This window comes from Tepidisphaeraceae bacterium (assembly GCA_035998445.1).
In the GTDB taxonomy this organism is placed as follows: Bacteria; Planctomycetota; Phycisphaerae; order Tepidisphaerales; family Tepidisphaeraceae; genus DASYHQ01.
On the sequence record DASYHQ010000063.1, the window covers coordinates 52860 to 67630 of the forward strand.

General features: G+C 61.4%; 3 protein-coding genes. All 3 read left to right on the forward strand.

Features of this window, described 5'->3' with window-relative positions; translation table 11 throughout:
* Positions 1–87 precede the first annotated feature (87 nt).
* The 3 genes from VGN72_24180 to VGN72_24190 are packed head-to-tail and all read left to right on the forward strand — an operon-like array spanning position 88 to position 14104.
* The gene (locus tag VGN72_24180; protein HEV7302459.1) at positions 88–4758 is read left to right on the forward strand and encodes a fibronectin type III domain-containing protein; all 4671 of its coding nucleotides are present in this window, start codon (positions 88–90) and stop codon (positions 4756–4758) included.
* Entirely contained in the window at positions 4755–13412 is an 8658-nt protein-coding gene (locus VGN72_24185) for a fibronectin type III domain-containing protein (GenBank protein ID HEV7302460.1), read from the forward strand. The genes VGN72_24180 and VGN72_24185 overlap by 4 nt, the downstream gene beginning before the upstream one ends.
* A complete protein-coding gene (locus VGN72_24190) occupies positions 13409–14104 on the forward strand; it encodes a carboxypeptidase-like regulatory domain-containing protein (GenBank protein HEV7302461.1) in 696 nt (231 codons plus the stop codon). Before VGN72_24185 ends, VGN72_24190 begins: the two co-directional genes overlap by 4 nt.
* The last annotated feature ends 667 nt before the right edge of the window (positions 14105–14771 follow it).

Below are 14771 nucleotides of genomic sequence, written 5' to 3' on the forward strand. Positions count from 1 at the left end.
TCGCTGGCACGGGTGGGCAGCAGCAATTAGAGGCAATCAATGAGCTTACGCAAGATTCTCGGAATCGGCCGCGCACGCTCCGCGCGCATGCAACGTCCCAAGCAGAGCATCTTCGAGCTCCAGCCTCTGGAGCGCCGCCTCTTCCTGACCGCAGTCATTAGCGAGCTGCCCGATCGCCAAATCTCGGCCGGCGACTACGTGGACCTCTACGCGAGTTGGCAAGATGCCGAAAACTCAGATCCACATAGCGCGACCGTCAACTGGGGTGACGGCGTCATCGAACCTGCGTACCTTTACGACTGGGGCGGCGGGGGCGAGGTGTACGCCTATCACCCGTACGAGGTGGCCGGCACGTACACGGTGACACTCAGCGTCCTAGGTTCCGATAGCAACGTAGGAACCGAATCGTTCACCGCGACGGTTCTTCGCGTACAGCCGCAACCCTATATCGATGGTCAGGGAACCGCGGTTAAAGGTGCGCCCTACACGTTGACTCTCTCAGGTTATGGCTCGATGGCCGACATCACGCACTGGACCATTGACTGGGGCGATGGTAACTTGGAGATCGTCACGGGCAACCCCGAGTTCGCCCTGCACACATACACTTCGGCACCACAGTCCTATCAGATCACGGCTACCGCCACCGATGCCTTTGGCTCATATGCGGCGCCGTACGGCGTCAGCGTCACGACCGAGGCGTTCGATGCGCCGACCGACCTTCGCGCGACCGTCATGTCCGACCGCCGGATCGACCTCGCTTGGTCCGACAACTCGGACAATGAGGTTGGCTTCTGGGTCGACTACTCCGTGGACGGTGGGACATCTTGGGTGAACTACACATCGACCTACGCGAGCCAGACGAGCTGCTCGGTCGCAGGCCTGCTGCCGGATACCGCCTATACCTTTCGCCTGCGGGCCCGGCACACGAGCGGGAGTAATTCCGCGTTCACCGACTACGTGACGGCGTCGACCCTCGGCGTGTCGGCTCCAGCTGACCTGCAGGCGAACGCTAAATCTTCGACGCGCATCGACCTGACCTGGGACGACCGCTCCGATGCAGAGTCAACCTATTTGGTGGAGTCCTCCACCGATGCAGGGGCAACCTGGTCGCAGTACACCTCGACCTACGCCAGTCAATCAGGCATAAGCGTGACGGGCCTATCGCCCGATACGGCGTACCATTTTCGTGTCCGCGCCCGCGATGGGGGTGGCAACTTCTCCGCGTACGGGAACGTCGCGGTAGCCGCGACGAACGTGTTCGCGGCCCCGGCGAACCTGACGGCCACCGCTGAGGCGGCAACCCGCGTCCGCCTGTCCTGGGTGGACCAGGCGGACGAGGAGTCCGCGTTCTACATCGCCCGATCGATCGACGACGGCCGCACCTGGCAGGAGTACTCCTCGACGTACGCCAACCAGACTAACTATCTCGCGTCCGGCCTCAACCCTGGCAGGACGTACATGTTTAGCGTACGCGCGAGGCACGTGAACGGGACCTACTCGGCATACAGCGCACCGGTGACCATCTCGACGCTCGCGTTCTCCGCGCCATCGGAGCTGTCGGCCACCGTCAGGTCGGGGAGCCGCATCGACCTGTCGTGGCAGGACAATGCCGACGACGAGACGGACTTCCGGATCGAACGGTCGCTGAACGGCGGCGCCTCGTGGACCGAGTACACGTCGACGTACGCGAACCAAACGAATTACCAGGTGACTGGGCTCGACCCGGGCGTATCCTATGCGTTCCGCGTCCGCGCGCGTCATTCAGACGGTTCCTATTCCATCTACTCCGACGTCGTGACCGCGACCACCGTGGCCTTCGCGGCGCCTTCGTCGCTCAGTGTGACGCCGTTGGCGGGCACGGACGCCGAGCTCCGATGGACCAACAATTCCGACAACGAGGCCGACTACCGGATCGAGTGGACGAGGGACGCGGGACAGACGTGGTCCGAGTACACGTCGACGTACTCGAATCAGACCAGCTACGTCATGCGGAACCTTGACCCAGGCATCACGTACGGGTTTCGCGTCCGCGGTCGACACCCGAACGGGAGCTACTCGGCCTACAGTGGCACCGTGACGTTGACCGCGAAGCCGATGGTCGTACCGTCGGGCCTGCTCGTTGTCTCTAAGACGACGACGTCCATCGAACTGGGTTGGAACGACAATTCCGACAACGAATCCGACTTCCGCATCGAGTGGTCGAGCGACTCCGGGACGACCTGGAGCGAGTACACGTCCACGTACGCGAGCCAGACCAGCTATGTCGTTAACAACCTCACGCCAGGGACACGGTACGACTTTCGCGTGCGGGCGCGTCATCCCAATGGCTCCTATTCTGCTTTTAGCAACGTCCTACAGGTCCTGACGACACCGCTAGGCGCGCCGAGCGACCTAACGGCTGACGTCGTGTACGGCAACCGCGTCGACCTGAGGTGGTCCGACAACAGTGAGGGTGAGTATGCCTTCCGCATCGAGCTCTCCACCAACGGTGGCTCGACGTGGAGCGAGTATACGAGTACGGGCGGCGAAGTTGAGAGCCTGGCGGTGACCGGGCTCACGCCCGGCTTGACGTACAAGTTCAGGGTGCGCGCATACCACAATTCGGGCACGTACTCCGGCTACAGCAACACCGTCACCGCAACGCCGTCCGGACTCGGCGTACCGGACGGGCTACAAGCGTACGACTACGGCGCCGGTCAGATCCAGTTGTACTGGAGCGACAACTCGGACGCCGAGACCGCGTACGAGGTACAGCATCGCGTCGTCAACGCGGCCACGTTCGTCATGCATGGCATGGCTGGTCCGAACACGACCAACTACTTCATCGCCGGTCTCGATCCTGCTGAGTCGTACGAGTTCCGCGTACGGGCGGTGAAGAACGGGTCCCACTCCGCCTACTCGAACGTTGCGCGCGCCGGGATCGCTTCCATAGCTGCGCCGACATCGCTCAGCGCCCAGGTCGTATCGGGTAGCCGCGTGGACCTTGCGTGGACGGATAACGCGAGCAGCGAGTACAGCTACTTCGTCGAGCGATCCGACGACAACGGCGCCTCATGGTCGACCAGCTACAATATCGGCAACAACCGTACGAGCTACTCGGCCAATGGCCTGCAGCCCGGCGTCGCGTACCGATTCCGCGTCCGCGCCATGGACAGCGCCGGCTTGCACTCTGGCGCGTCGAACGCCGTCGACGTCGTCACGCGTGCAGTCCAGGCACCGTCCGGCCTCACCGCCACAGTCGTCGCGGGAAATCGGATCGACCTCGCTTGGACAGACAACAGCGACGACGAGAACTACGTGCGGCTGCAGCGTTCGGAGGACGGGGGGGTAACGTGGCTCGAGTTCGCGACGACGAACGCGAACCAGACGGGCTATGCGGTCGCCGACCTACTGCCCGGGCGCACGTACCAGTTCCGCGTTCGCGCCCAGCACGGCAACGGGACCTATTCTGGATACTCCAATACGGTCGCCGCCGACACGCTGCCCTTCTCGGCCCCAGGGGCGTTTGGCGCCGTCGTGCGGTCCGGCAGCCAGGTCGACCTGAGTTGGGCAGACCTGACGCGCTCCGAGAACTACTATCGCCTCGAACGGTCGACCGACAATGGCAGCACCTGGTCCGAGTTCGCTACCACGAACGCGGACGTGACCGGTTACTCGGTGACCGACCTGCAACCGGCGACCTCCTACCTCTTCCGTGCCCGCGCGCAGCACGCGGCGGGGTTCTACTCGGACTACGGCACGGCCGTCTCGGCATCCACAAGTGATTTCCAGCTGCCGACCCAGGTGACCGCGACGGTGATCTCCGGAAGCCGCGTCGACCTGCGGTGGCAGGACAACGCCGACAACGAGTACTACTATCGGCTGGAACGGTCGACCAATGGCGGCGTCACGTGGCAGGAGTTCGGTACCACCAACGCCAACGTCACCTCCTACGCAGTAAGCGACCTGCAGCCGAGCACGGCATACCAGTTTAGGGTCCGTGCGCAGCACGGCAACGGGACCTACTCGGGCTACAGTCAGGTTGTCGCCGCGACCACCGTGACCTTCGCGGCTCCGAACAAGTTGACCGTCGGACCGGCCGTGCGCGACACCGTAGAGCTGCGGTGGCAGGACAACGCCGACAACGAGTACTACTACCGGATCGAGCGCAGCACGGATGCGGGAAGCAGCTGGCAGGAGGTAGGCACGACCAACGCCAACGTCACCGCCTTCGTGGTGAGCGGCCTGGCGCCGAACACGAATTACCAGTTCCGCGTTCGCGCCCAGCACGGCAACGGTAGCTACTCCGCCTACTCGTCCACCGCTCCGCTCGCCGTTGGATTTGCGCCGCCATCCAACCTGGTTGCGACCGTCGCGACGAGCACGCGCGTCGACCTCTCGTGGGACGACGACGGCGACAACGAGTATTACTTCCGCATCGAGCGCTCCGCCGACAGCGGCGCGACCTGGCAGGAGGTCGGCACGACGAACGCGCAGGTCACCTCGTTCTCGTCGACCAACCAAATGCCGGGCACGACCTACCACTTCCGGGTGCGCGCCCAGCACGGTTCGGGCGCCTATTCGGCGTTCTCGACGCCCGCCGTCGCGACGACGGTGACGTTCGACCGCCCAACGGGGTTGGTCGTTAACCGCATATCGGATTCGCGAGCCGACCTCCGGTGGGCAGACAATACGGACGACGAGTATTACTTCCGCCTGGAACGATCAAGGATGGCGGGCAGAGTTGGCAGGAGTTCGCGACGACGAACGCGAGCGTGACCAGCCACGTCGTCAACGACCTGCAGGCCGGCATCGACTATCAGTTCCGCATCCGCGCCCAACGAGGCGACGGCACGTACTCCGCATACGCGTACGGCGGGCAAAGCACGCCCACCCTCCCGCGCCCGACGAACGTGGTCGCAACGTCGATCGGCGGCGCAGCCGCGATCACGTGGTCGGACAATTCCGGTAACGAGACGGGGTTCCACATCGAACGGAGGGACGGTGCGTCCAGCCCGTGGACGCGCATTGGCACGGTGGCGTCAGGCGTCACGAAGTTCACAGATCACGGCCTGCCAGGCGACGCGTTTGACTATCGCGTCCGTGCGTACCGGGGAACTTACCTGCTGTCGAACCCCAGCGATGCCACGACGGTCTCCGTGGACCCCGCCGCGCCGACGAACGTCACGGCCGTTCCGCTGTCCGGCACGGAGGTCCTGGTCCGGTGGGCCGGTGGGACAAGCGCTGAAGACGGTTACACGATCGAACGGTCCGCCAACGGCGGAACGACGTTCGACGTGGTGGGCGGCGTCGGACTCGGGTACTCGGTGTTCCTTGACGAGCTCCTGACGCCGGCGACGAATTACCTTTACCGTGTTCGTGCTAATGTGGGGACAAGTGCATCTGCGGCAGCGGTCGCGTCCCAGGCGGTGCAGACCTTGTCACAGAATACGAGTGGCCTCTATCGGGTCACCTCGGTCGGCAGTGTTACCAGCAATCCAGGTGCGCTGACGGTGAGCGGGAACCTGGCACCGGCGCACAGTGGATGGGTCGCTGCAGGCTCTCCGGCTGGCGCAATCTTCAAAGCCGTGGTCGGATCGGCTGCGGTTCATGAGACGGGCATCACCTACGTTGCCGGTCGGAGCGGCGCCTTTCTGCCCACATCGAGCGGAGTGGTCCTCGAGGATACGTATGCGCGCGCGAACTCCGACGACGATTTCGACGATCATTCCTGGCCCGTCGCTGTGGAGCGGCGGACCGAGCGTTCCGCGTTCGAGAAGATCGAAGCCGAGTGGTTCGACGCTGCAACGGGTTCCCACCTGATCTCGTCTAGTCAGCTGTCCAGCGGCGGCGGGATCGCGGGCAACGTGGGCGGCGATTGGGTGCGCTACGACGCGATCGACTTCGGCGCGGGTGCCGCATCCCTCCGGGCCAACCTCGCCGTCGCGAGTGACTATGCCGGCAAGTTCATCCAAATCAGGCTCGACTCGCCGTCCGGCCTGCTCTTGGGAACATTGAGGACCGATGATACAGGCTCTTGGACGGGCTACTCCCTTAAATCGGCGCCGATATTGCCAGTCACTGGCGTCCATTCGGTGTTTCTGGTCTTCCAGAACAGCGCCACCGCCAACGGCAGCATTGCGAACGTCGACTACTTCAGCTTCAGTACGTCGGCGCAGCCGGCGGCACCCGAGAGCGTGGTCGGGGTACTGGTGCCACCGCATGCCGTGGAGCTTCAGTGGAACCCGAACGCTGACCCTGAGGTGATCGGCTACAACGTTTACCGCGCCGTATCAGAGAACGGGAATTACCGGAAGGTCAACGTCGACTCGCTCGTCGCCACGCCCGAGTTCACCGACTACTGGGCCCCAACGGGAGCAACGGCCTATTACCGGATCACCGCAATCGCCAGCGACGGCGGAGCAACCGTCGAGTCGGCTGGCTCGTCGATCGTCCCAATTGCAATTCCGGCGGTCGGCGGAGCGTCGGCCGCGTACGTCGAAACCGACGTCGCAACCTCCGGGAACTGGCAAGCAACCTACGGCGAACAGGGTGGGCGAGTCTTCGGTGACAGCTCACGCTACGCGCGGTACGCGGAGGTTACGCCGGTCGGTGGCGGCAACGTCTCGCTTTGGTCGCAGTCGGGCGTGACGAGTGACGCTCGCGGACTGTATCGGCTGGATGGCTCGGAACGGGTGGCAGCGCGCTATCGGAACGCGGATAGCTTGACGTTCGACATCAACCTCACCGACGGACTCGAGCACGAGTTGGCGGTCTACGTGGTCGATTGGAACCGGCAATCCCTCACGCAAACCATGGAGATCCTCGATTCTTCAACGGGCGATCTGCTTGATGCTCGCGTGGTCTCGGGGTTCGGCGACGGCGCCTACGTTGTCTGGCGGGTCCGGGGGCACGTGCAACTGCGCGTCACGAGCGCCGCGACCGGCACCGACGCCATGCTCAGCGGTCTGTTCTTCGACCGCATCTCCGTAACGGACGGGCTGGCGGTGACGGGCCATCCTACGGCAGTCGAAGGCCAGCCGTACTACCTCACGCTCGACGGCCAAGGACGCGGCATCACGAGTTGGACGGTCGATTGGGGTGATAGCACCGACCCGGACACGGTGTACGGCTCGTTCGGTAAGCAGCACGTCTACGCCGACGGACCCGGCGGGTACGCGGTCACCGTTACCGCCAGCAACGGGTCGGGCGAGCTCGTGGCGGCCCCGTTTCAAGTGACGGTGCAAAACGCCGCGCCGATCCCAACGATCTCGGGCACCGGCCCGTACTCGATCGGCGTGCCAATTGAACTGACCGGGGCGGCGACCGACTTGGGTGCAGACCTGCTGGTGTTCTCGTGGTCGGTCACTAAGAACGACGTCGCCTACGCATCGGTCAATAGCTCGCTACTCAGCTTCATGCCTGACGGCGACGGAGACTACGTTGCAACCCTCAACGTCAACGATGGATCGACGATAGCCGAGGTTGCGCGCACGATCCGGTTTAGGGGTGGCATTGACGTTACCGTGGGGGCGCCTAGCGACCTGGCCGTGACCGCCGTAGGTGAAACATCGATCGGCCTATCGTGGATCGATCGCGCCGATAATGAAGTGCGCTTTGAGATAGAACGGAGCGAACAGGGCAAGGGGCTCGCGACGGTCTGGCAGGTCGTTGGGACGACGCTCTCACATGAAGGGGTCGCAGGCGCAGTCGCGTTCACTGACTTCCTTGCGCGGTTCGGGCCAGACTACCAGTACCGCGTCCGCGCGATAGCAGCGGACGGTGGCGCGTCGATGTACTCGCCGATCATCAACGCGACGCCACAAACGACGGAGCAACTATCGATAGCTGCGAACGCTGACTGGACCACATTTAGGTCGCGGAAGGACTCAACGTTCGGCATGCCTGAGTGGTACCTCCATGGCGGCGGTTCCATCGTCACGGAAACGGATTACAGTTCGGACTGGTTAGAGGTCTACAACCAGTCAGACCTACCCTACAACCTCGTCGGCCAAGCGTTCCGCAACGCGACGAGCGGTCTGCAGTTCACTACCGGGATAGGCGGCGCGATCACTCTCGCCACCTTGAACCTCTGGGCGACCCAGGCGTACGATCCCGCCATTCCACAAGACTACGTCACGGGGTACGGTCCAGGCGCGATTCGTAACGGGAACACCATCGGTTGGGGCGATGCATCTCACCTATTGCCGCCACCTGGCTCGTCTGCGACCACCGTCGGCGTCTACGCCGTCTACGGCACTTCGGTGACTGAAGGTGAGAGCAATCCTCCCGCGCCGGTTGCGGAAGACGCTCCGATGTCCTTCGTCACGTCGTTCGAGGTCGCCGCTGGCATGCAGAACCTCTCGATCGACGTGACTAGGTTCGTCCCCAACAACGACAACGTGACGTTCCTGTTCGTCAGCGAGGTAAACGCGCCTCGCGTTCGCCTCATGTCTAGCGAGAATCACGTCACGATGAGGCCGCAGTTGCAAGTGCAGCGCGAGATCCTTACGCCAACGACGCCCGTACTGTCGCTGGTTCGCTCACCGGAGGAGTACCCGGCGGCAGACAGCGTCCAGCTCGTGTGGACGGCAGGCTCGCGCGATCCACGGCCACTGACGGGATTCGTGGTCGAGGAGTCGATCAACACCGGCCCATTCGTGCAGCGGACGGACATCAACGCTTACTTGGGAAGCAATGGGGAGTGGATAGGGGCCGTCGCGTACAGTGATATCGAACCGCGCAACCGGTACAGCTATCGCGTCCGCTCGTACCGCTTGGACAACAACTACACGGTCTACTCTTCGACCTCCGAAGTCCAGAGCGTCGCGCCGAAAGTCCCACCGGCGCCCGGTGACGTAGTCGCCGTCGCCAGTTCACCCAGCACCATCGACATCAGCTGGTTGCCGAATCCCGCTTCTACAACCTATGGGTATCGCGTTTATCGAGGGGCTACGCCCGATTTCGTGCCGTCGGCGGAAACGCTACTGAATCAGCAGTTGCTCACCCAGACGCACTACGCTGACGCTGGGCTGTCGGGGTCCGCGTTCTACTTCTATAAGGTTACGGCAGTTGCTGCCGAGAACGTCGAATCAGAACCGGTCCGGGCGATCCAACGTCCTCAAGCGCCTAAGGACCTTACCGCGACGGGCATAGGGACGGGGAAGATCGCGCTGGCATGGGCGCGCGGAACGGGAAACGCCACGCGGAGTTTCCTGCTGTACCGGAGCCGGGTATCTACTTTCATTCCTGCGCCGGAAAGTCTGGTGGCAACGATCAATGGGAGCGAGCGTGAGTACAACGACGTAGGCGTCTCGCCCGGCGCGACGTACTACTATTATCTCGTCGCCGTGGATATTGACGGGCTGGAATCGATTGCATCCAACCTCGCTTCAGCCATTGCCAAGGCACCCGCGGTCGACCTGAACAACGACGGCGTCCCTGACGACGATTTGGATGGCGACGGCGTTCCGGATGACGACGACAAGGATGGCGTTCCCAACAGAGACGACACCGACAGCGACAACGATGGCATCGCCGACCCCGTCGACACCGACAACGACAATGACGGCACCCCGGACGATGAGGACAACGACGACGACGGTGACGGCATCGTCGATGACGAAGATGAGGATGGCTTCGGCGGTGGCAATAGCCCGGTCGGCGAGCCCGATCCGTCCCCCGGTATTCCAGGCGAGAACGGCGCGCCGGCGGTCCCTACCGGCCTGTCGGCGTTGAACCAATGGACGTCTTACGTCTCCCTGACGTGGGGCGACGCGTCGGACAACGAGAGCGGCTTCGTCATCCAGCAGGCGTCGGACGCGGCGTTCACGTCCGGCGTCAAGTTCTTCAACGTGCCCGCCAATACGCGCACGCGGTCGATGACCGACCTGAAGCCAGGTACGGCCTACTTCTTCCGGATCAAAGCGTACAACGCAGTGGGACCTTCAGCGTTCTCGCAAACTGTCATCGTTGTAACGAAGCCCTCCGGCCTCAAGGCCGAGACGAACGAGAACAATGGTATCGATCTGACATGGGATGCCGGTGGTGGTAACGCCGCGATTGTCGTTGAACGCCAGTCGTACTCGGCAACGCACTACAATCCGTCCGAGCCCATGGACGAGTTTGCGGAGATCGCCACGCTTACCCCTGGGCAGAACACGTACCAGGATTCATCCCTGGACGCTGGCCTGCGGTACGCCTACCGCATACGAGCCAGGCACGACGAAGCCTACTCGCCCCACACGGCGGCCGTCTACGCCTACGTAGCGCCCGCCGCCCCCACTGGCCTGTCCGCCACGCTCGCCTCCCATGGGCGATCCCACTGGGGCTTGTTCAACCACCAACATTCCACTGCCAATTTCAACTTGACGTGGACCGACCAAAGCAACAACGAAGAGCACTTCTTCGTCGAACTCAGTGCCGACGGCGAGACGTGGAACCAATACTCTTACAATTATCACTATGGGTATGGAGGCCAGTGGCTCGGCGCCAACGCTGAACACGCTACCATCTCGCACAGCCGAGCCGACGATGACCAGCGGGACCTGTACGTGCGCGTGCGTGCCTACGCCGGGGGCCTCTACTCCGACCCGTCCAACGTCGTCACCCTCTCTCCGCCCGGCGCGAGCACCGTCGATTTGCCCTACGTGTACCTAACCGGCGGAGGCACGGTCGCAGAGCAGGCCGGAGACCCGATCGAGCTCACCGTCAGCCGCTCAAACTACTACTATGGCAGCGGTGTCAGCTTCGACGACCCGTTGACCGTGCAGCTGTGGGACCCGTCCGGCACCGCGGCCGAGGGGGATGATTACCCATCGTTCCCCAGCAGCGTGACGATCCCGGCCGGTGAGTCGAGCGTGAAGGTCACCGTAACGCCGACGAATGACGGCTCGCCGGAGCGCACCGAGACCGCCCATTTCGCTATCCGGGGGGCGGCCGGCTACTTGGCGTACGCCCACCACTGGGGGTACTGGGGCTACTGGAGCTACGGCCACATGACGATCCAGGACGATGATTGGGTCGACATCGACGTCGATTCGAACAATACGGATGGGTTCGGTATGCCGTCGCGGGCCGTAAATGATGAGGACTTGATCGAGGACGACGCGAGCAGGCCGGGCAAGATCATCAGTTTAAATGACGATGACTCGGACGACGATGGGATTCCCGACTACGCCGACGGTTTCGACCGCTTTACGGACATGTCGACCGACAACGCAATTAGCGGTGAGGAGTTCGTGCCGCTCGTCGTGCAGTTCGCTCCCGGGATCGACTACACGAAGGCGAGATTCAGGTTCTCTTATGACGACGCTCGACCTGACCAAGTGATGCGGACCGGCGACGGCACGAACGAACATCCTTACGTCTACCAGCCAGGCGAGGGTAAACTACGCTTGTGGCGGCGCCCGGGTAATGCGGTCCGGCAGGGTGCGGCGATCGGAGCAGGTGGCGACTTCATTGAGGACGGCGGGGTCTATGCGCCAGCAGACTTGTTTGGTTGGAGCCAAAGCACGTTGTACATAGAGGCAACGGCCGCCAGCACTGTTATCGGCGATGCCCGGATCGTTATCGAAATGGATCCTGATGGCGACGAAGGTCCGACAGGGTTCACCCTCACCGATGCCGTTCGGTTGACTGTGGCGTTTTCGCAAACCAATGTGGATCGTGACCGAGATGAAGACATTGAGTTCGACGGTTCGGACAATACCTCTCCGGCGAAACCCTACCGCTTCTGGGTGAATAGCGATGCGGGAGGATGGTCGGAAGAAACCGGTTCATTGGGCGGCGGTGCTGCTGACATCGGAGGACCCGCCGACTCGTCCACCGTCCATATCGGCTCCGATATCGGCACTGATGGCGATTCATCCAAGATGAAAGAAGTATTTCGGCGTGATCTGGAAGATTTTGCGCAGATCGCCTTTAGAATATCCGAGGCTGCATGGACATTCGCAGACACCGTAACTATTTCTCTTGAGAACACGTCTAACCCGCAGATGAGCCTGCGCCTCTGGAACTCGGTTCGCGTTCCGGGATCAGCACCCGGTACGTTGTCCTCCACCGCCCACATAAGTAACCCGGCTACGGCAGATTTGATCATGGGTGCTACGCATAATTTCCTCAACAGTGATCCGAACAGCTTCGTGAAACTCGATGCCAGCGGGGAGCTCGTACTTACAAGGACCTCTTTCGCCCAGCACTTTAGTACATCTGCTGTTTCTTCGACTGAGCGGCAATCGCAAATGATGTTCGAAGGAATCACGCCCGGTGCGGGAGACCTGACGTTCCGCTTCCTTAAAGGAGTCACTCTCCTTGCCGAATCTGACGTTCGCTTGAGTTTGCACGACATGTCAGACCTGTACGAGCATCACACCGTTGCGTATGGATTCCCCGTGGGAACTCAAGGTGACTGGTCCAACTCTGGAACGGTTTTCGATCCAAAGATCAATCCCGTTGCGACGATACCGAGATTCGATTCCGGACATCAGGCGGCAGCGTTCGCTACCGAGGCGGATTACCTCGTTTATGTTCACGGTTGGAACATGAATGCGACTTCACGCCGGAGTTATGGGGACACGGCTTACAAAAGGCTGTACTGGCAGGGGTATCAAGGGACGATGGGTATGTTTAGCTGGCCGACCCAAGTTGCACCCAACCCCTTATTCGATCCGGGTAATTTTAACAGAAGCGAAGAAGTGGCTTGGCATTCTGCGCAAGGTTTCCTTAATCATCTGATAGCGAAGCAAAGTGCGCGTCAGAATGGCGGGAGCCTCACTGTCCTAGCACATAGCATGGGCGGGATCGTCGCGTCGGAAGCATTGGCACTGGCAGGAAATCAGAACGTTGCGGATACTGTAATCCTAACCCAAGCTGCTGTTTCGTCCGAGTTCTACTTCGGGGCGGCAATATCTGGAACCGAGTTGTACCCAGCATTTGGGGGACAAGTGGGAGGTTCCAACCCACGTTTCAAAGATTTGGACGACGCGGCCACAAAGTTGGTCAATTTCAACAATGAGGTCGACTACGCACTTCAGCTGTGGGTCACTAATACGAATGCTAAACCTGGCGGACATTTGCATGGGAACCCTGTACAGCCCGGATTCGGCGGTTCGGCGTATAGCAGCACCGGGTCAGGTGCGACTGCAGCAATCACCCGGACCGCGCCAGGGGGAACTGCCGTTCCACTCAATATAAACATCGATACTTACGAGATGTTCGCTCATGGCTTCCACGCCCCATCTTATCCATACGTCTTCGGAGCGATTGGCGCGATAGATGCTGTTGTGGGTCCCTTTCATGCCAAAGTCGATTTGCGCGGCGCACGGTACGGATTCACGAATTCGAGAATTGACCACAGCGGGCAGTTCGGTCATTCTAACTTGGAAGTGGGGAACTACTGGGACGAGGTGATGAAACAAGCGGGCCTACCATGAACGTCACCCGATACCTATTGCTCTTCGTTATTCTTGTCCTTGGCTTTCTTGGAATACGTCGGTTCGATACAATGGCCAACGATGGACGAGGTACTACGATGCCGTCGGACGATGTGGGACCGTCGCATTTGCCTCAGATTAACTTTTACGGACGAGTCGTCGACGAGCGGGGAGCACCCGTGCCGGATGCTGAAGTGGCTGTCATGATTGCAACGGCCGATCCCGCCGCCACTCACGGTGCACGCGTGGCGAAAACGAAGTGGCTAGCTCTGAAGTCAGATTCGAATGGAGAGTTTTCCGTACGGAATGAGCGAGGGCTGCACATCTGGATATCCAAGGTTGATAAGCCAGGTTTTGACTGGGTCTTCGATTGGGCGGAGAAGCCAATCTTCGACCTGAAGAGGGACCTGGTGGGCAACCAGTTTTACGTCTTTGATTCGGGCATCGGCCCCGTTTACGAATCGGATCCTTCGCGACCCGCCGTCTTTCCGCTAATCCGAGCGGGCAGCGACAAGATGAACAAACCGTCGCGAGGCGGATCGGATCGCTTTGACGACGGTCGAGTAAGGATTAACGATCCCATGGATCCCTTAGTCCCCTCAGCCGGCCCCAAAGCGCCAACGACGGCGATCGAACGCAGCAAGCGACTGAGAGAACTTCTAGTTCCCAGCCCTACGACGCGTCCGGAGTAAGTCCCGATGAGAGCCCCGAGCTTTCGGTGTGTCGGCAGACCTTCTCCAGGTTATTCGACGCCCAAACCCTTTAACCCCTGGCGAAGGACGAAGTGTGAGTTGGACTGAAGGTGACCACTTACGGCAGTACAGTGCGGTTGCTTTCTGTGGATGAACCTACAGTGTGTCCTCTGCTTCCCCGCGATGCGTGGTCGTCGGCCCCCATATTCTACTTAGCGGCCTTCCGTATGCCCGACAGCTGCAACGGGTGCCACAAAAGCAGCCCGTCCCGCCTCTCCCGTGGCTCAGGGAGCTTAGCTTCAATAACGTGGCTGACGAGGATGCCCTACCCGTCTCGATGGCTTGCCCTTCGATCACGAGTTGGATCCCGCCCGTATCCAAATAGTCAATCCGCACCTCGGCGATCATCTCTGCAGCGTCCGACACGACGCTCGTCGCTGCGTACTGGACCCCCTGTCCCTTTCCGCCTCGTCCCCCGCTCTGCAATCAACTGAGTGCGAAGGGGGTCCGGAAGTCGGTCGAGGATTTGATATGCGGTTAGGAAGTTAGGTTTGGAGCCTTTCCCCTTCGCAGCCGACTTCAGCACGGTTCGAACGTCATCGATGATTTCGGAAGGCCGGATCATTGTTCTTCCTAGACTTGACCTTGGTTTTGGGGTGGCTGTCCG